This window comes from Falsibacillus pallidus, from assembly GCF_003350505.1.
GTDB lineage: Bacteria > Bacillota > Bacilli > Bacillales > DSM-25281 > Falsibacillus > Falsibacillus pallidus.
This window is the reverse complement of the sequence record NZ_QQAY01000002.1, coordinates 497,317-516,725: the sequence shown is the minus strand read 5'-3', so window position 1 is coordinate 516,725 and position 19,409 is coordinate 497,317. Positions and strand designations below refer to the sequence as shown.

Below are 19,409 nucleotides of genomic sequence, written 5' to 3'. Positions count from 1 at the left end.
TCCCTGTTTCAATCGTTTAGTAATTAGAGGTAAAAAGGAGTGATCACTTTGAATACCCATTTTAAAAAATACTCATCGGCCGGTGAGGGAAAATTTGATTTCGACGCCCTGATTCCATACCAGTCAAAATTAAAAAGCTATTGTCAAATGCTGACGGGCAATCAATGGGATGGAGAAGATCTGGCACACGATACATTGTTGAAAATCTACAGCAAATACCATGAGCACATTTCAGCAAAACAACTATCCTTTAATTTAATGAAAGTTGTTGCCAAGAACCATTGGCTCGATAAGGTCAAATCTGTTTCATCCCGCTTCACCGCTTTAGAAGAATCCAAGGATGCCTCTTATAATCCCATTGAATCATTGCCGGAGATTTTAACCATGCTAGCCATTATTACTGCCAATTTTACAGAAAAGCAGGCAGCAGCATTTTTCTTAAGAGAAGTTTTTCAATACAGCATGGATGAAATCGGTGAAATACTGTCCACGTCGCAAGGAGCCGTTAAATCCTCTTTGTTCAGGATAAGACAGAAGCTCAGCAGCATCGATTTCAATCATTCAATAGAATCGGGAAATGTGTTTTATCAAACCATAGCAGCAGCCATCATGGAGCAACGGCCGGAAATACTCATTGAATATGTCATCAGATCGAATAAGGAGAGAGGCAGGGGCATTGAAATGCCTCATATGTATTTAATGTCCGCCCATACGCCTCGGATGATGGCTGCTTAAAAAGGAGATTATTTTATGAATACCATTCCGTATGTAATCGAACAAACCAAGACCGGGGAGAGGTCATACGATATTTATTCAAGGCTCTTAAAGGACCGAATCATCATGATTGGAGATGAAATCAATGATTCCCTGGCCAGCAGTGTTGTTTCACAGTTGTTATTTTTAGCAGCAGATGATCCTGATAAGGACATCTCGATTTATATCAATAGTCCCGGAGGATCAACGTCTGCTGGGTTTGCCATTTTTGACACAATGCACTATATCAAGCCGGATGTGCGCACCATCTGCATCGGCATGGCTGCTTCCTTTGGGGCAATGCTGCTGTTGGCAGGCACAAAAGGAAAAAGGTTTGCATTGCCAAACAGCGAAATCATGATTCATCAGCCTCTGGGAGGGGCAAAGGGTCAAGCAACGGATATTGAAATCTCTGCAAAAAGAATCATTAAATTAAAATCGCACACCAATAAAATAATAGCAGACCGAACAGGACAGCCGATTGAAAAAGTAGCTTATGATACTGACCGCGATTACTTTATGTCGGCAAAGGAAGCTCTGGAATATGGGATCATTGATGAAATAATAGTGAATTAGAAAAACCCAGCCCGGTTCATTTAGCCGGGCTGGGTTTTTTATTCCGCCTTAGCAGGTTCTGTTTTTTGCTCCATTTCACTGCCGGCATGTGAAGGAGAAAACTCAATCATTTCCTCGCTGTCAACCTTGCTGTTCATTTTTGCGTTATTATTGATTTGAGCATTTCTATTTCCTTTTTTCGTCTTGCCCATCCAATTTCACCTGCCTTCAATTCTTTCCACATTATTATGAAGATATTTGCAAAAAATATACGGAACGATGCGGTTATACGCTCTAAAAGAAATGAAAGGAATCAATGGCATTCATTGGGCAGATTATGAAACCGCAAGATTCCACTTGTAATTATGCCGGGATATGATTAAAATCAATGAATGCAGGACACCTTGCATGGTAACTTTAGAAAATGGGTATGTAGACAGAGAATAATTGCAGCGAATCATAATATGAAGCAGGTGTTTAAATATGGAATCCAGATCTAGATTTGATCAAAGACGTAAAAATAAAGGTAGACGAAAAAAGAAACGATATAAAATTTTGACGGTATTGCTTATAATCATCATTGCGCTAATAGGATATTCTGCCTTTCAATACTATCAGGGGCTGCAGATGTCTAAAGGAGATCCTTCCGCGCTTAAAACGGATTATAAATTCAACGGAAAAAAAGATAAGAATGGCAAAATCAACGTCCTTCTCTTAGGGGTGGATACCCGCGGTGAAGAAAAATCCAGGTCGGACACGATGATGGTTGCCCAATATGACCCTAAAACAGAACAAACCAAGATTGTTTCCCTAATGAGGGATATGTATGTAGAGATACCGGGGTACCAAAACTACAAGCTCAATACTGCCTTTTTCCTCGGGGGACCGGAATTATTAAGACAAACCATCAAGAAGAATTTCGATCTCGACATTCAATATTATGCCATTGTCGATTTCAAGGGATTTGAAAAGTCCATCGATACACTCGCACCAGACGGAATCGAAATAAATGTAGAAAAGCCTATGTCTGAAAAAATCGGTGTTTCCCTGCAGCCTGGACTACAAAAGCTGCACGGAAAAGAATTATTGGGATATGCCCGCTTCAGACATGATGCGGAAGGTGATTTCGGACGTGTAGCGAGACAGCAAAAGGTGCTTGAAGCTGTAAAAGACAAAGCATTAAGTTTAGGCGGAGTCACCAAGCTTCCAAAAATCCTTGGAGCAGTGCAGCCTTATTATGATACGAATATGAGCAAATTAAATGAATTGGCACTTTTAAAGGATGTCCTTTTTAATAACGATAAGAAAATCAAAACATTAAGGGTGCCGGTAGACGGATCCTACTCAGATGGATATTACAGCCATGCAGGGGCCGTACTCGAAGTTGACTTCGAGAAAAATAAAGAAGCAATCGACGAATTCCTAAACGGCTCGGGATCAACCGGCCAATCAGGGGATTCAGGTCAATAGAAGTTAAGAAAAAGACGCCAAGGAGGCGTCTTTTTCTTATATCAATGGTTTTTCTGTTAAGGAAGGGGGGAATAATGCAATTATCGGAGAAAGGGGAAAACAGATGAACAAAATGAATACAACCGAAAAACAAAAGGATAAAGCAAGACCATGGATACGTAAATTTGCCAGACTCGGCTATTTTGCCAAAGGGTTTGTGTATATTTTAATTGGGATATTAACCATGATGGCCGCCATCGGTGTAGGCGGAAATAAAAAAGGGGCAGAAGGGGCTTTTGCTTCGGTCGCAAAAGAGCCTTATGGTGAAGTGCTGCTATGGATCATTTCTGTCGGATTGGTATGCTACGTTGGATGGAGGTTGATCCAGGTGTTCATCGATCCGGAAGATCGCGGGTTCGGGGTAAAAGGACTTGGCGCGAAAATCGGCTACTTTATCAGTGGCGCTTTATATGTAGGATTAACCTATAAAGCCATAAAAATCGCTATGCATGCAGGCTCAAGCAGCTCTGATTCGAAAAAAACAGTCATGGCTAAGCTGATTCAGCATGATTGGGGACAGTGGCTGATTGGATTGCTTGGAGCGGGAATCGCCATATATGGTTTATACCAATTTTACTTTGCTTATAAAGAAAAGTTTGCCGAGAGGTTCAAAAAATATGAAATGAGTGCCAAGGAACTTAAACTTGGTTTGAAAACCGGAAAGCTTGGACTTTCATCAAGAGGCATCGTATTTTGTATGATCGGCTATTTTTTGATTCAAACAGCCCTCACTGCAAAGCCGGATGAAGCAACCGATTTTGACGGCGCCCTACTGAAGATTTCTCAGCAGCCATTTGGGCAATGGCTCCTCGGCTTATTGGCCATAGGACTGCTGCTATACGGAGTGTTTCAAATCGTTAAAGGGAAAAATCGTCATATGAGGGTTTTATAAGTTTTTTGAAACCTTTTTCCGATTTTGCCGTAAATAGTAGAGAAGCAGCTAAACATTGGATTGCAGAAATTTACAAAATTCATACAAATCTTTTTAAATCCATGTTTGGATATGGTAACATTTTATATAAGATAGACGAATCACTGACATGAGGAGTGAAAGGTATGGCGATATCATTACAAAAAGGACAAAAAATCGATTTAACTAAAGGTAGAGCTGGATTATCTAAAATTTTGATTGGTTTAGGCTGGGATCCAGTAAAGAAAAGCGGCTCAGGTTTTCTTGGAGGGCTTTTCGGCGGAGGCGGCGGCAGCAATATTGACTGTGACGCATCAGTGCTGCTAATAGGGGAGAATGACAAACTTGAAGATGTCGTTTACTTCGGCAAGAAATTGAGCACCTGCCAAAGTGTCCGCCACTCCGGTGACAATATCACTGGTGAAGGGGACGGGGATGATGAACAAATCTTCGTAGATTTGAATAAGGTTCCTGCCCATATACATAAGCTTGTATTTGTGGTGAATATTTATCAATGCGTTCAGCGCAAACAGGATTTCGGCATGATTCAGAACGCATTTATCCGCGTTGTTGACAGCTCCAGCAATACAGAGCTTGCAAATTATAATTTAACGGATAACTACGCCGGACTGACAGCCCTTTTCCCAGGGGAAATATACCGCAGCGGCAGTGAATGGAAATTCTCCGCTGTCGGCCAGGGTACAAAAGATACCGGAATTGATAAAATTGCGGCTAAATATGGAAGATAAAATATAAAACCAAATCATATAATAGGAGTGGTTTAATCATGGCAATTAATCTATCTAAAGGGCAAAAGGTTGATTTGACAAAAACAAATCCGGGATTGACAAACATTGTGGTCGGACTTGGATGGGATACGAACAGATACGACGGAGGACACGATTTCGATTTGGATTCTTCCGTATTCCTTTTGAATGCACAAGGTAAATGTGCAGCTGAATCTGATTTTATTTTCTACAATAATCCTACTGGTGCGAATGGTTCAGTTAACCACGAAGGGGATAACCGTACTGGAGAAGGCGCAGGAGACGACGAAACAGTCAAAGTGAATCTCGCTTCAGTTCCTGGATCTATTGAACGCATCGTATTCGCAATTACCATTCATGATGCAGAGCAGCGCGGCCAAAACTTCGGCCAGGTGGCGAATTCCTACGCGAGGATCGTCAATGAAGCAAATGGAGAAGAGCTGATCCGCTACGACCTTGGGGAAGATTTCTCCATTGAGACAGCACTTGTCGTAGGTGAATTATACCGCCATAATGGCGAATGGAAATTCAATGCCATTGGAAGTGGATACCAGGGCGGGCTTGCTTCACTTGTAAAAGACTTCGGATTAGACGTGTAAGAAAACGAATAAGATTCAATTTTAGGAGTGTGTTTGTATGTCTTCCATTTCATTATCAAAAGGACAGCGTATTGATCTTACTAAAACAAATCCCGGATTGACAAAAGTCATCATCGGCTTAGGATGGGATACAAATAAGTATTCCGGCGGCCAAGATTTTGACTTGGATGCATGTGCATTCATGTGCAACGCGGATAATAAAGTAGAGAATGACAACGAATTCATTTTCTATAACAATCTTAAAAGCCCCAACGGAGCAGTAGAACATACAGGGGATAACCGGACTGGAGAAGGAGAAGGCGACGACGAAAGAATGAACGTCGACTTCAGCCTTCTTCCTTCCTATGTCGAAAAGGTCGGCATCACAGTGACAATCCACGATGCTGAAGCGAGGGCACAGAACTTCGGGCAAGTATCCAATGCATTTGTCAGGGTTATCGATGCTTCTAATAACCGTGAAATTCTGCGCTATGACTTAGGCGAGGACTTTTCCATTGAAACGGCAGTCGTTGTTTGTGAGCTTTACAAGCATGCTGGCGAATGGAAATTCAACGCCATCGGCAGCGGATTCCAAGGCGGCCTAGCTGCTCTTTGCCGCAACTATGGATTGGATGTCTGAAAAACTGATTAAACCTGGTTAAGCGATTGGATTACACCAAATTGCATAAAGGAGACCATGGATGACTGAATTCTTCAACGAGCTCTTTCATAGCTACTCTTCCTTCTTTTCAATTGAAATGTTCGAAAAAGTAGTGACCGATCCTGCCAGCTGGGGGATCATTGGAAGCCTGGTCATTTTGGAGGGGCTTTTATCAGCAGATAATGCTCTAGTCTTAGCCGTACTGGTGAAGCACCTTCCGCAAAGACAGCAAAAGAAAGCTCTATTTTATGGAATTATCGGTGCCTATATTTTTCGTTTCCTTGCAATCGGACTGGGTGTATTTTTGATTGAAATTACATGGATAAAAGTTCTTGGCGGATTATATCTTCTTTATCTTGCCTATTCCCACTTTCGCAAAAAAGAAGAAGATAAGGAAATTGAGCCGAAACAGATGGGCTTTTGGCGGACCGTATTGACGGTAGAGCTGATGGACATCGCCTTTAGTATTGACAGCGTGATCGCTGCTTTTGGGGTATCGGATCAAATATGGGTCCTCCTTCTGGGAGGGATGCTCGGTGTATTGATGATGCGTGGGGTAGCACAGCTTTTCCTGGCATTGATTGAGCGAATCCCAGAGTTTGAAGCTACCGCATTCATTCTCATTGCTGTCATTGGGGTTAAAATGATAGCTGCATCATTCGGATTTCATGTGGAAGAAATTATTTTCTTCAGCATCCTTATCGCAATCTTCGCCGGAACCTTCTTTATTCATGTATTGAAGAAAAGAGCAAAAGAATCAGAAGCAGGTAAATAAGGCAAGTGACGGGAGAGGAAGATGCAGCTCTATCTTTCTCTCTTTCTTTAATTCTTGCCAGAAAGTATATTACGAGAAGGAGGATCTTCCTTGCAGCATTTTTCCTATCTCTCTGATGAGGAGAGAGTCCAACTATTCTATAAAGAACCTCAACCTTTTTCCAAAGATTCTCCAAAGGAGCTGCTGGCATACAGCCTTGGTGCTGCCCTTTATATGCCGGGTACAAGGGACAGCATTGCAAATGATATTCTTTCTGGCAAGTATTTAAAGGGGAGGCATGAAGGCCTTTCGACCATTGTCATCTGCCTGGAAGATTCCATAAGTGATAGTGAAATAGATTCTGCTGAATGGAATTTGGTCCATCAGATACAAGAATTAACGCAATCCGTTGAAAGAGGAAGCTTCAGACAATCTGAGATCCCACTTCTTTTTATAAGAGTCAGAACATTCAAACAAGTTGTGGTTTTATTGGAGCGTCTTGGAGATATGGCGAGAAATTTGCTTTGCGGATTTGTGTTTCCTAAATTCACGCCTGAAAATGGACGGCTGTTTTTAGAAACGCTGGAAGAAATGAACAATCAATATCAATTGAATCTTTATGCCATGCCTATATTGGAATCCCCTGAAATCATTTTCAAAGAGAAGCGAATGGAAACATTGTTGGAAATCAAATCCATTTTGGACTCTTATACTAATATTCTAAATGTAAGGATCGGTGCCACAGATTTCTCGGGTCTTTTTGGCATCAGGAGGAATAAGGATACTACCATCTATGATATTGCTGTCATTCGGGATTGTATTTCTGATATCATCAATATTTTTGGACGATCATCCAGCCAGTATGTTATCTCGGGGCCGGTATGGGAGTACTTCCAAGGAGGGGAGCGGATTTTAAAGCCGCAGATTCGCCAGACTCCATTCGAAGCCTCCTATGGCAGGACTGGATTTAATATGAGGGCAGAAATGATCGAACGATTTGAAGATGGCTTAATCCATGAAGTGCTGTTGGACAAGGCGAATGGGCTCGTTGGAAAAACCATCATTCACCCTTCTCACATCAAAGTGGTTCAAGCCATGAATGTCGTGACATTGGAGGAATATCTGGACGCCATGGCAATCCTGAACCAGGAGGAAAACGTAAACGGCGTCATTAAGAGCCATTATTCAAACAAAATGAACGAGATAAAACCACATTACAACTGGGCGCAGGTTGTGCTGCGCAAATCACATATTTTCGGGGTGCTGCAGGATGGACAAACATTCATTGATCTCCTTGGAGTCAAGAGAGAACAAAACGTGTACTTATAATATTATTGATGGCTTACAGATGAACATCACCATTACGGAAAATCCGTATGATTTAAATCCAGATTCCCTTTTCCAAATGGCCGCAAGAATCAATAAAAAAAGAGGATTTCTTTTTGTCAGTAAGGTATTGGGAAAGCATATTCCTGTACAGCCTGCGACAGCTCTGGCTGTTGGGGCACTCCTGGCTGATCGATATATTCACTTACATCATCAGAGGAATCATCCTCTTCGTAATGCATTGATTCAGTCAGTCAACAGTGGAATTGGGGATCCATCCCTTCTTCCTAAATTGAAGGAGACAAAGCTCGAACTTCCTGAACGCACCTTATTTATTGGCTTTGCGGAAACGGCAACCGCGTTGGGGCATTCTATGTTTAATTGTTTCCAAAATGCTGTGTATTTCCATACTACTCGCGAGGAAATCTCGTATATGGATTCTGTTATTAATTTTGAAGAGGAGCACTCACACGCCACTTCCCATCGATGCTATATCAAACCTTCTATTGTGGAGAATAACCATCCGGTAGTATTAGTGGATGACGAAATGACAACAGGGAAGACTGCTTTGAATATCATTGAATCCATTCATGAACTTCATCCAAGGAAGCATTATACGGTCGTTTCTATCCTTGATTGGAGGTCACGGGCACAAAAAGAAAAATTCCGTGAAATGGAAAAAAAGTTAGGTATTGAAATCACGGAAGTGTCATTGCTTTCAGGTGAAATCGTCCCCGAAGGCTACCCAGTCCATAAAAATGAAGAAGTGGAGATGTATAATGAAGGCAGGGGAACCGTTCAATATCATGCCATCCCGAGTCCTTCTCTTCACAATATAAATATCAATGAAGGAATTCCATTTTTATCACAGTCAGGACGGTTCGGAATTACTTCGGACGAGACAAGCGCTTTGGAAAATTATCTATCTGAAATCGGTGATTTTTTGAAAGGTAGACGTAAAGGAACAAGAACCTTATGCATGGGGACCGGGGAGTTTATGTATATTCCAATGGGTGCGGCAGCTGAAATGGGAAAAGGAGTTTTCTTTCAATCTACCACAAGAAGCCCGATCTATCCTCACAAGACTGAATTATATGGTGCGAAGAGCCGCTATACATTTGATTCCATCGAAACCCCTGGGGTAGTGAATTATTTTTATAATGTTGAAAAGGGACAGTATGATGAAGTTTTCCTTTTCATAGAACGTGGAATGCAGCCCCAGGCATTGGAGTCCTGGCTGAAGCATGCCCGAAACCTGTTCTCCTTTGTACATATCGTTCCATTCAGCAAATAAATACTATTTTTAAAGAGAAGGTGTTCGCCATGTCGCTGACAGAAAATAAAATTGGCAGCTATTCAGAAAAAGATGTCATTTTTCTATTGAAGGATCTTAAACAGGCCAATCTTGAAGGCAGGACAGAAGAAAGGGAGGCTGTTATTCAGAGCGGCATCCATTATTCTGAATCACTGCCAAAAGAGAAGCTTCCTTCTCAGTCTTATTTATCCCTTTTTCATGAATCTCTTGCAGCATCGAAAAGGGAAGCAGCGAGACTGGTATCGATCCTCAGTGAAAGAATTCTGAATCAAAGGGGCAAGAATATCGTCCTTGTATCCCTTGCGAGAGCAGGTACACCTGTTGGAATCCTTATAAAAAGGTATATAGCAATCAAATACGGCATTGAACTCCCGCATTATAGTGTTTCTATCATTAGGGGGAGAGGAATCGATGCTAATGCCATTAAATACATATGTTCAATGCATCCTTTAAGCGACATTCAGTTTATTGACGGATGGACAGGAAAAGGTGCTATCCAACGTGAACTGACTCGATCTGTAGATAGTTTGAATGATGAGTGCAATTTGGGATTGAAGGATTCTTTGGCAGTTCTTTGCGATCCGGGAGATTGTGCAGCATTGTATGGAACAAAAAAAGATTTTTTCCTGCCAAGTTCTTGCTTGAATGCAACTGTATCTGGCCTGATCAGTAGAACCGTTCTTAATCAACAGTACATCTCCTCAGATGATTTTCATGGAGCCAAATATTATCGTGAATGGATGGAACATGATCTTTCAATTTATTTTATTGATGAAATATCCAGCCAGTTTCCTGAAATTATTCATTCGCACCCAAGGAATGAAATAGGTCTCAGCAAAGAACTGGATGAACCAGGATGGAAGGGCATCCAGGATGTTTTGAAAATCCAAAAGGAATTTAAAATAGATGATACGAATCTTATTAAACCTGGAATTGGTGAAACAACAAGGGTGCTGCTTCGCAGGATGCCATGGAAAATATTAATTGGTGAGAGAGGGAATGAATCCCTGAACCATATTTTGATGCTGGCAGAAGAAAGGAAAGTTCCTGTGGAATATTATGAGGGAATGTCTTATGCATGCTGCGGGATCATTCAATCCGTAAAAGGTGTCTAATACCAGGGTGAATTCAGATGCGAACCTCTCGAAGATTTGTTAAGATAAGGATATAGGAATATGGTCACTCCCTGTGTACTTTTCTTTTGAATAACCCATGTACAAAAAAATACATAAGGGTGAAGCAAGCATACAGCGAGAAAAAAGTCATTTTAAAGCCAATTCCTATATGGGAAGAAATTATAAAGCTTAACCATAAATCAATTAATAATAAATCAATGAAGACAAAACAGGATGAAGCGGCTATGGAACTGTATAGATCCAAGGCTTGGTCTGTCCTGGCATCTTTCGTTCTGCGCATTAATAATCTCATATCATCTCACCTTTTTCTAATTAGAGTGCGGTCTGGGAAATTATTTTATGCTTTATCAGAAAAAAGGGTGAATAGATCACTTGACCTCAAGATGGAAGGAGTTGAATTAGATGAATGATTCCATTATGCCGATCCCGCTTAATTTCAGCTTAGACGATTGGCAAACCATAATGAAAAAGCCGCTTCCACAGCGTGAGGGCTATAAAAAAGAAGAGAATAACCTGACATTCGGACATGTTGCTGCCCGGATGCTCGGGACCCATCTATCTGAGGACCAGTACCTGGAAGAACTTTATGATGCCATCCACAGCGAAGAAGTAAAAGCGCACCTACTGAATGAAGAGCTGGACAAATCAATTGATCCTGCCCGTTTTCAATCCATCCAGCGGATTTTGATGATCCATCAGGAAGAACGCTTATCTGTCAATCGATTCCTTGCATTTTTGGATGGAGAGCGCCTGATTCCTCAGACGCAAAACAGAAGAGTATATTTTCATTTAAGAAACGCATTGATGACATACTTGCAGACATTTGAAGCAAAGCATGCACAAGGCATGGCAGATTCCGGATTTCGGAGGGCCATAGTGGATATGGTTAAGTGGCTGTGGAATCATTTAGATCCATGGCTGAATCAAAATGATTTTATCCATGAAACTCCACAGGTCATTTGGTACGGGGATGCTTCAGAAAGTGAAAGTTATTTTTTATATTACTTGATTCTTGTAGGATGCGACGTCTTGATCTTTCATCCTGAAGGAAAGGACATTCTCCAATCCATAGATGAAGATCAAAAGGTTTCAAAAGTGCTTCAGTACCCATCAAAAGGGGAGCTGCAGCCCTTCCCTAAAACCAGACCGGTCCGAAAATCAACCGTCGCCTACAGGGCGTCACAGGAAATCGACAAAGTGATGCACTCTGATGGCTCCATGCTATACAAGCCATGGCAGTTCAGGAATTATGATCCGGTGTCGGTAACTTTGAAGACGACTTATGACGAACTGTTCATTCTCATCAAAGAAAAATCCTTTATCCGGCCTAATTTTGAAGTGTCAGATAAGAAAGTTCATATCCCTGCGTTATTCGCAAAGGTCCAGGGGATATCCAAAAACCGTAAACAATATTGGGATCGTATTCAAACCGTTACGGATATGGATAACGCTTTAACCGTCCGCCGTTTTCCTTTTACAAAAGAAATCAACGCGAATTTATTATTCCATTATCGAAACGCATTAAATTCCGATGGTATTCTTGAACCTGAACAGATCATCCATTCCAACTGGTGGAAATATAAAGAGCTTCCATCAGGGCTTCAGCTGGGAATCGCTTCAGCCGTATCCAGATATTGCGCGAAGCCGAGAATTAAGCCTCTCCCCCATGAAAAATTGGAGCAGCTGCAGCTTTTTCTCTTTGCCCAGGCCATGGCCATTCCGGAAGACGTGTCAAAGCTCCTCCAGAGGTTTGACTATGCTCAGGATGTCCCTAAACTGATTCTCTACAATACAGAGAAAAATGGCAAAATGTCCAGATGCGATGCAGCTTTGATTGCTTTGTTAAATGAGATAGGGATTGATATTGTCATTTTCAATCCACCGGGCCAAAATGACATTGAACTTTATATGAATGAGAAATACTTCGACACCCACTGGCTTGAAGAAGTCAGCTTCGAAGAGGAATTCAAGGAAGCTTCCGTTTTTAAGAAAATCATTAAAAAAATCTTTTAATAAGGCTCGAATGTATACGAAAACAGACTTTAATAAAGGAGCGCGATGAAATGTCAAATTTAACTTCTGTTCAGGATCTTACGCAGCTGCAGAATCTTAATCTTGATCAAAAAGAAGAGGTTATGCAAAATAGTACACTGCAATTGAAGGAAAAGATGAAGAATGATCCTGAAGTGCAGCGAATTGCTCAAAATATCGATGATAAGAACCAAATCGCACTATTAGAATATGGAAAAGAAACGGCTAATGAGATATCTGCTTTTTCTGGCCGAGTCTTGAATTCCATTAAGTCAAGCAGCATGGAAGAATCGAGTGTACTACTTAAGCAGCTTGGTAAAATAATGGATAAATTCGACAGCAAAGATTTTGTGGAAGATAAAGGCTTGATATCTAAACTGTTTAACCGCGGACAGAAAATGATTGAAAAATTATTCAGCAAATATCAGACGATGGGATCGGAAATTGATAAGGTATATGTTGAAATCACAAAGTATGAAACAGAAATGAAAAAGTCTACACAAACACTTGAACAGTTATACGAACAAAATTTCCAATATTATTTGGAACTTGAAAAATACATCAGTGCCGGAGAAGTGAAACTGGAAGAACTGAAGAATCGCATCCCTCAGCTTGAGCAGCGAGTCGCGAGCGGTGATCAGCTTGCAGGAATGGAGCTTGACTCACTGAAGAATGCTGTGGAACTTCTTGACCAAAGAGTTTATGATCTGGAAATGGCAAAGCAGGTTTCTTTCCAATCTGCTCCGCAAATCAGGATGCTTCAAAGAGGAAACACAAAATTGATCGGAAAAATAAACTCTGCCTTCGTCACAACGATTCCTATTTTCAAGAACAGCTTGATTAATGCTATTTCTGCAAAAAGGCAGAATTTAGTGGCGCAATCCATGAATGAACTTGATAAGCGTACGAATGAAATGCTTTTACGCAATGCGCAAAATATTTCACAGCAAAGTGTGGACATTGCCCGCATGGCCGGCAGACCAAGCATCAAGCTTGAGACAATGGAAGAAACGTGGAATATCATCGTAAAAGGAATGCAGGAAACAAAAGCAATCGAAGAGGAAAATAAACGCCTTCGCGAAGAAGGAAGAACACGATTGGCACAGCTCCAGGATAATTATGAAAAAATGAAAATGAAGCAATAGCAGACTGTCTGAAAGCGCTGGACGGCAGCCCCCTTTCATCATGTGATGAAGGGGGTTTTTGTGCTTATGGTAATTCTCAGCTTGAATGTTTCGGTTCTGAAGAAACGGATCGGTCCATAAAATGTAAGGGGTTTTTCTATTTACTTTCATTCAATGGAAAAAGGGAAGTGGTGGTTCTTGCACTCTTTTTTCTCGATTCTTAAGGAAGCCGTTGCCAGTGATGAACAAAAGGTATTGGCGTTGATCGTCCATGTGGAGGGATCAGCCTATTTGAAAGAAGGAAGCTGCATGCTGTTTGGTCCCGGAGGAATTAGGAAAGGGATGATATCAGCTGGTTGTCTGGAAGAAGATTTAGCCTATCATGCAGAGGATCTATTAGCATCCGGATGTTCAGGAAAAACATTGATCTATTCATTGGAAAGCGAAGATGATTCCGGATGGGGGAGGGGTTCTGGCTGCAGCGGAACCCTATTCATTTTTCTTCAAGCGATCGACAGGATGCTGCAGAACGAATTTAAAATACTTGATAAAAGTTTGTACAATGGAAATTCAATCTATTGGACAATATATTTTTCTCCTCATTTTGACTATATGGGACACGATTTTCAGGAGAGCGAAAAGCAAGTTTCCCTCCCTTCCGGCTTAATGAACCGGACATCTGATTCTGAACATCTGATTATCTATCAACAATTGTTAACACCCCAGCAAAGGGTGATTTTATTTGGCGGAGGCAAGGATGCGGAACCTTTATGCCGCCTTGCCTCTCAATGCGGGTTTTCGGTTATTGTCTGTGACAACAGAGAAGATCGTCTTCAGGGTCTTCATTTTCCTGAGGCAGATCAGCTTATTTTAGGTTCTCCGGAAAGCTGTATGAAAAGGATTCATTTAAAAGATGACGATCTTGTGGTCATCATGACGCATCAATTCCAGACTGATAAAGATATACTTGATCAGCTGCAGAAAACGGGAAGTCATTTGAAGTATATTGGAATACTTGGTTCGAGGAAAAGAACGGAGAAATTGCTTCAAGACCACCATTTTGAAAATATTTATTCGCCGATCGGAATCAATATCGGGGCAAAAGGACCTGAACAAATTGCGGTTGCGATCATGGCTGAAATCATCTCCATCGTTCATTCGTGAATAAGAAAGGGGGAATACATATGCTGCACATTGTCGGAATTGTATTAGGCGCGGGCAGCAGCAGCCGGATGGGTAAACCGAAACTGGACTTGGCTTTAGAGGGTAGACCGCTGGGCCAGTATGCTTTTGATGCTGCTGTCCGTTCTCAATTAACTCATGTCCTTTTTGTCGGTTCGGGTGCGTCCCCACCTGTTTGGATGGACCATATAAATGCTGAAACGGAGGGCAAATGGTCTTATTTATACTGTCCAACTGCTCATGCAGGAATGGCCGAATCGATAAGATGCGGAGTAAATAAAGCAATTGAATTTGCGGCGGATGCTGTTATGATCATCCTTGCTGATCAACCATTCCAGACTAACACCCTTTTTAACAGCCTTCTTAAACTCTATCAAAAGTCTGGACTCTACTATCTTGCCTCTACTTATCATTCCACTCCAATGCCGCCCATCATTTTTTCTAAGTCCATATTTTCAAAACTTTTAGGGCTCCAAGGGGACATTGGCGCCAGGAGCCTTTTAAAGAAAGAGAATGGATTATTTGAGGAATTTTATGATTCCCATTTTGCTTTTGATGTCGATAATGAGTACGAATATCTAAATGCTATACACCTGATGAAATCCATAAAAGAAGGAGGGAAGTCAAGTGGAGATGCTAGGGAAAAGTGTGATCAGAAAGGAAGCACTCGATAAAGTTTCCGGCCGCGCAATATATACAAACGATATTCAAGGAGTTGGCATGCTCCATGGAGTATTGGTCACCAGCACGGAAGCACACGCTAAAATCCTGCATATTTCAGTGGATGAAGCGTTAGCCGTAAAAGGAGTTCGTGCGTGTATTTTAGGAAAAAATCTGCCCTTAACAGGTGAGCAGATCCGCGACAGGCCGCCACTAGCCTATGATCGGGTGAGGTACTATGGTGAAGCGATTGCTGTCATTGTCGCCGATTCCTATCATTCTGCAAAAATAGCCGCATCATTAGTGAAGGTTTCCTATCAGCCTCTCCCTGTCATTAACTCTCCTTCTCAAGCAGTCAACGCAGGAGCTCCTCTCATTCACAAACAATTGGAGAGCTATCTTAAAGAAAAAGATGTATTCCCGGTGCCATGGACCAATATCGCAAATCGATTAAAAGTAAGGAAAGGAGATATGAAAAAAGGATGGGATTCTTGCAGCCATATCGTTGAGGAATCCTATTTCCTTCCTCCAGCCGACCATGCCGCAATGGAAGTCAGATGCAGCATATGTGAAATTGATAAAGAAGGAAATATCGAAATTCATACATCGTCCCAAGCGCCATTTATGGTTAAAAAACTGATAGGCAGCTATTTTGATATTGAAATAGGAAAAGTGACTGTGAAAACACCATTGGTAGGCGGGGGATACGGGGGAAAGGCCTCTGTTCAATTAGAATTACTGGCATATTTGGCTTCAAAGGCAGTTGACGGAAGGAAAGTGAAAATCATGAATACCAGGGAAGAGGATATCCTTACCTCTCCTGGGCATATCGGACTTGAAGCCCGCATTAAACTGGGCTGTGGAAAGGATGGAAAGGTCAAGGCCGCAGAAATCCTTTATTTATTCGACGGCGGCGCCTACTCTGATAAAGCTGTTGACCTGGCAAGAGCGGCGGCCGTTGATTGTACGGGTCCATATCATATCGAAAATGTAAAATGCGACTCTCTTTGTGTCTACACGAATCATCCTTATGCTGCCCCATTCAGGGGATTCAGCCATTCAGAGCTGTTGTTTTCATTTGAACGGACGATGGATTCCCTTGCTGAGGAAATAGGGATGGATGTACTGGATTTCAGAGAACTGAACAGCATCTTACCTGGCGATTACACCCCCACTATGGTGAGGCTGACAAGGAGCAATCTGGGAAACCTCCCAAAATGCATCGATCGGCTGCGTGATTTGATGGATTGGGATAGTGGCCAAATTGTTCATGTCAATCAACATCTCATTCGTGCAAAGGGTGTAGCATGCGTCTGGAAAACCTCTACAATCGATCAAAATGCTTCATCTGGTGTGATATTGACATTTAACAGTGATGGAAGCATCAATCTCATGTCCGGTGTTGTTGAAATCGGTACAGGGACTAAGACTGTTCTGGCACAGATGCTTGCAGAAAAAATGAAAATGGATATTTCTCAGATCCATGTCCAAATGGAAATCGATACCAAATCCACACCTGAGCATTGGAAAACGGTTGCGAGCAGAGGGGTATTCATGGCAGGAAAAGCATTGCTAGAAGCTGCTGATGACGTCATGACACAATTGAAGGCGCTGGCGGCGTGTGTTTTGAGAGTGAAGGTTCAAGACTTGGATGTAGGCTATGGAAAGGTGTATTTAAAAGATGATCCTTTGACATTTCTCCCAATAAAAGACTTGGCGTATGGATATAAATTTCCGAACGGCAATGCCGTTGGCGGCCAAATCATTGGTAAAGGCAATTATATCATGAGAAATATGACCAATATGAACCCTGAAACCGGTGAAGGAAGACTTGGTCCTGAGTGGACAGTAGCTGCGCAGGGTGTAGAGATCGAATTGAATGCGAAAGACTTGACATATAGGGTCCTTAAGGCAGTATCTGTCGTGGACATCGGCAGGGTCTTGAACGAAAAAGCCGCACTTGGCCAAGTCATGGGGGCCATGAGCATGGGGATTTCATATGGGGGAAGAGAACGCCTTTTCTTCGATCAAAGAGGCAGGGTGCTGAATCCACAGCTGCGTACATATCGGCCCTTAAGATATGGAGAGCATCCGGAATACAAAGTGGAATTTGTCCATACCTATCAATTGGATGCGCCATACGGAGCAAGGGGCGTTGGTGAACATGGACTCCTTGGGATGCCTGCAGCGCTTGGAAATGCGTTGACTCTCGCGGCGGGTGTGAAGATGAATGAGCTTCCTCTTTTGCCTGAAATGATCTGGAAAGCGAAAAGGAGGACATAAACGATGCTTCCTTTTACATTCGAATATCATCGTGCACAGGAGTACTTGGAGGCTGTGAAACTTTTTTCCACCCTCAGGGAACAAAATAGGATGCCGATTTATTATGGGGGAGGTACGGAAATTATCACCCTTGGCCGGCTTAATCTTTACACTTGTGATGCAGTTATCGACATTAAATCAATCCCCATGTCACAGATATACAGGACTGAAGGGGAATTCATTTATACTGGCAGCGCCAGATCGCTTACGAGCATTGAAAGAAGAGGAATATTCCCACTTTTAGAAGAGACAATCAGCAGGGTTGCCGATCGTACTGCCCGTAATAAAATTACAATCGGGGGCAATGCGTGCGGAAAGATCTTTTATCGGGAAGGGGTATTGCCATTTCTATTGACAGACAGCTATGTGCTTACAATTGATACCCACGAAAAAACATTAAAATATGAAAATATCCACTCCCTGTTTAATGGAGAACGAGAACTTAATGAAGGGCAGCTGGTCCTATTATTCTGTACACCCAAAAAATTTGCAGAGGTACAATTTTTCACTAAAAAAAGACGTCAACAATGGAATACCGGATATCCATTGATAACGATAGCGGGATTGAGGACAGATGGAAAAATCCGTATGGCTTTAAGCGGTCTGCTTCCTTATCCATTCAGGGATGAGAGATTGGAAGCCATTTTAAATGATGAGGCACTTGCAAAAGAAGAAAAAATATCTAGGATCCGTGAGGTTCTCCCAGAAAAAGTGCTGGATGATCAGGAAGGATCCAGTGAGTATAGACTATTTGTTCTAGAAGGTTTGATTGAAGAGCTGCTGGAAGAATTGGAGGGAGGGGGCAAATGAACACCCGATCTGCACATGATATCATCCTGAAAGTAAATGGGGAGGAGCACAAGATTTTAGCAGGATCTTCTGAAACGCTTTTAATTGCATTAAGATCAAAGCTGGGGTTGACCGGTTCAAAACCTGGATGCTTGAATGGGGACTGTGGTGCTTGCACGGTACTAATAAATGGAGTTCCGCATAAGTCATGTTTAAGTCTGGCTGTTGAGATGGACGAAGCTGACATCATGACCATTGAGGGGCTGAAAGAGGATCCCATCCAGACGGCATTTGTGGAGCACTTTGCGTTTCAATGCGGCTATTGTACATCAGGATTCATAATGAACTGTAAAGCGTTGGTTGATTATATGGAAACAATCGATGAAAATGTCATAACGGAATGGCTGGAATCCAATATTTGCAGGTGCACTGGCTACAAAGAAATTGAAGAGGCTGTCAAATCAGTCCTGACAAGCAGGGGAAATACGGATTATTAGGGTCTTCCAAGCCTTTCCTATTCCTAATTGGAAAAATTGCATCGATTTGATATGATGTCGTTAATGATGCTATAGGAAAGGGTGTTTCTATGTGGAAGGAGTTTTTATCGAGTGTCGGAATCGGGAGCATGAAAGTCGATACGATCGTTCATGAACCGAAAATCTCCAGACCCGGAAAAATTGAAGGGGAAGTCGTTATTTATGGAGGACGGTGTGACCAGAAGGTAGAAGGGATCGACCTTCGACTGGTATATCGCTATGAGGCGGTGAAAGAGGAAAGTGATTTCACGCAGCATGAAAAGGATATTCATGAAAAAACCATAGAGTCAATCGAAATGGTTAAAGCGAATGAAACGAAGCGCATCCCTTTTACATTAATGATTTCAAATGACCATCCTGTTTCTGGAGAGGAAAGTGAAACGGTTCTGCGAACGACTGTCAGAATTCCTAATGCAGTAGATCCATTTGATGAAGATACAATAATTATCCAAAAAAATTAAAATATTTTGTTGTATTATTAGCCCTTTAGTGTAAAATTAC

Annotated in this window: 20 protein-coding genes; 19 read left to right on the top strand and 1 reads right to left on the bottom strand. The window is 41.9% G+C overall.

Going from position 1 to position 19,409, the window contains the following annotated elements; all coding sequences use genetic code 11:
* Positions 1–48: 48 nt before the first annotated feature.
* Together DFR59_RS06300 and clpP are read left to right on the top strand one after the other, a co-directional pair.
* Complete coding sequence (locus tag DFR59_RS06300; protein ID WP_114744742.1) at positions 49–735, top strand: sigma factor-like helix-turn-helix DNA-binding protein; 687 nt, start codon at positions 49–51, stop codon at positions 733–735.
* A gap of 15 nt (positions 736–750) precedes the next feature.
* A complete protein-coding gene (gene clpP, locus DFR59_RS06295) occupies positions 751–1,329 on the top strand; it encodes an ATP-dependent Clp endopeptidase proteolytic subunit ClpP (protein WP_114744741.1) in 579 nt (192 codons plus the stop codon).
* 38 nt (positions 1,330–1,367) lie between these two features.
* Here clpP and DFR59_RS20240 read toward each other — a convergent pair whose 3' ends face one another.
* Positions 1,368–1,520, bottom strand: a complete 153-nt coding sequence (locus DFR59_RS20240) for a hypothetical protein (protein ID WP_170137265.1) — start codon at positions 1,518–1,520, stop codon at positions 1,368–1,370.
* 271 nt (positions 1,521–1,791) lie between these two features.
* Between DFR59_RS20240 and DFR59_RS06290 the strand changes: the two genes are divergently transcribed.
* The 17 genes from DFR59_RS06290 (at position 1,792) to DFR59_RS06205 (ending at position 19,369) form a co-directional block, all read left to right on the top strand.
* On the top strand, positions 1,792–2,778 hold the full coding sequence (locus tag DFR59_RS06290; RefSeq protein WP_114744740.1) for an LCP family protein: 987 nt from the start codon (positions 1,792–1,794) through the stop codon (positions 2,776–2,778).
* A 103-nt stretch (positions 2,779–2,881) separates the two neighbouring features.
* Positions 2,882–3,709, top strand: a complete 828-nt coding sequence (locus tag DFR59_RS06285) for a DUF1206 domain-containing protein (protein ID WP_114744739.1) — start codon at positions 2,882–2,884, stop codon at positions 3,707–3,709.
* 164 nt (positions 3,710–3,873) lie between these two features.
* Positions 3,874–4,476, top strand: coding sequence for a TerD family protein (locus tag DFR59_RS06280; RefSeq protein WP_114744738.1), 603 nt, complete (start codon positions 3,874–3,876; stop codon positions 4,474–4,476).
* Positions 4,477–4,514: 38 nt separating this feature from the next.
* Positions 4,515–5,093 carry a TerD family protein gene (locus DFR59_RS06275; RefSeq protein ID WP_114744737.1) on the top strand — a complete coding sequence of 193 codons (579 nt, stop codon included), beginning with the start codon at positions 4,515–4,517 and terminating at the stop codon, positions 5,091–5,093.
* A gap of 37 nt (positions 5,094–5,130) precedes the next feature.
* Positions 5,131–5,712: a TerD family protein gene (locus tag DFR59_RS06270; RefSeq protein WP_114744736.1), complete on the top strand. Its 582-nt coding sequence runs from the start codon at positions 5,131–5,133 to the stop codon at positions 5,710–5,712.
* Between the two features lie 61 nt (positions 5,713–5,773).
* Positions 5,774–6,508: a TerC family protein gene (locus DFR59_RS06265; protein ID WP_114744735.1), complete on the top strand. Its 735-nt coding sequence runs from the start codon at positions 5,774–5,776 to the stop codon at positions 6,506–6,508.
* A 90-nt stretch (positions 6,509–6,598) separates the two neighbouring features.
* Complete coding sequence (locus DFR59_RS06260; protein ID WP_114744734.1) at positions 6,599–7,816, top strand: HpcH/HpaI aldolase/citrate lyase family protein; 1,218 nt, start codon at positions 6,599–6,601, stop codon at positions 7,814–7,816.
* Entirely contained in the window at positions 7,758–9,107 is a 1,350-nt protein-coding gene (locus DFR59_RS06255; RefSeq protein WP_114744733.1) for a phosphoribosyltransferase family protein, read from the top strand. Before DFR59_RS06260 ends, DFR59_RS06255 begins: the two co-directional genes overlap by 59 nt.
* Before the next feature lie 29 nt (positions 9,108–9,136).
* On the top strand, positions 9,137–10,243 hold the full coding sequence (locus DFR59_RS06250) for a cysteine protease StiP family protein (RefSeq protein ID WP_114744732.1): 1,107 nt from the start codon (positions 9,137–9,139) through the stop codon (positions 10,241–10,243).
* 423 nt (positions 10,244–10,666) lie between these two features.
* Positions 10,667–12,277, top strand: coding sequence for a YceG family protein (locus tag DFR59_RS06240; protein WP_114744730.1), 1,611 nt, complete (start codon positions 10,667–10,669; stop codon positions 12,275–12,277).
* Positions 12,278–12,327: 50 nt separating this feature from the next.
* Entirely contained in the window at positions 12,328–13,440 is a 1,113-nt protein-coding gene (locus tag DFR59_RS06235) for a toxic anion resistance protein (RefSeq protein ID WP_114744729.1), read from the top strand.
* 177 nt (positions 13,441–13,617) lie between these two features.
* Positions 13,618–14,583 carry an XdhC family protein gene (locus DFR59_RS06230; protein WP_158538332.1) on the top strand — a complete coding sequence of 322 codons (966 nt, stop codon included), beginning with the start codon at positions 13,618–13,620 and terminating at the stop codon, positions 14,581–14,583.
* Positions 14,584–14,603: 20 nt separating this feature from the next.
* On the top strand, positions 14,604–15,275 hold the full coding sequence (locus DFR59_RS06225) for an NTP transferase domain-containing protein (protein ID WP_114744727.1): 672 nt from the start codon (positions 14,604–14,606) through the stop codon (positions 15,273–15,275).
* The gene (locus tag DFR59_RS06220) at positions 15,235–17,544 is read left to right on the top strand and encodes a xanthine dehydrogenase family protein molybdopterin-binding subunit (protein ID WP_114744841.1); all 2,310 of its coding nucleotides are present in this window, start codon (positions 15,235–15,237) and stop codon (positions 17,542–17,544) included. Before DFR59_RS06225 ends, DFR59_RS06220 begins: the two co-directional genes overlap by 41 nt.
* A 3-nt stretch (positions 17,545–17,547) precedes the next feature.
* A complete protein-coding gene (locus tag DFR59_RS06215) occupies positions 17,548–18,393 on the top strand; it encodes an FAD binding domain-containing protein (protein WP_114744726.1) in 846 nt (281 codons plus the stop codon).
* Positions 18,390–18,869 carry a (2Fe-2S)-binding protein gene (locus DFR59_RS06210; RefSeq protein WP_114744725.1) on the top strand — a complete coding sequence of 160 codons (480 nt, stop codon included), beginning with the start codon at positions 18,390–18,392 and terminating at the stop codon, positions 18,867–18,869. Before DFR59_RS06215 ends, DFR59_RS06210 begins: the two co-directional genes overlap by 4 nt.
* A gap of 89 nt (positions 18,870–18,958) precedes the next feature.
* Entirely contained in the window at positions 18,959–19,369 is a 411-nt protein-coding gene (locus DFR59_RS06205) for a sporulation protein (protein WP_114744724.1), read from the top strand.
* Positions 19,370–19,409: the final 40 nt, after the last annotated feature.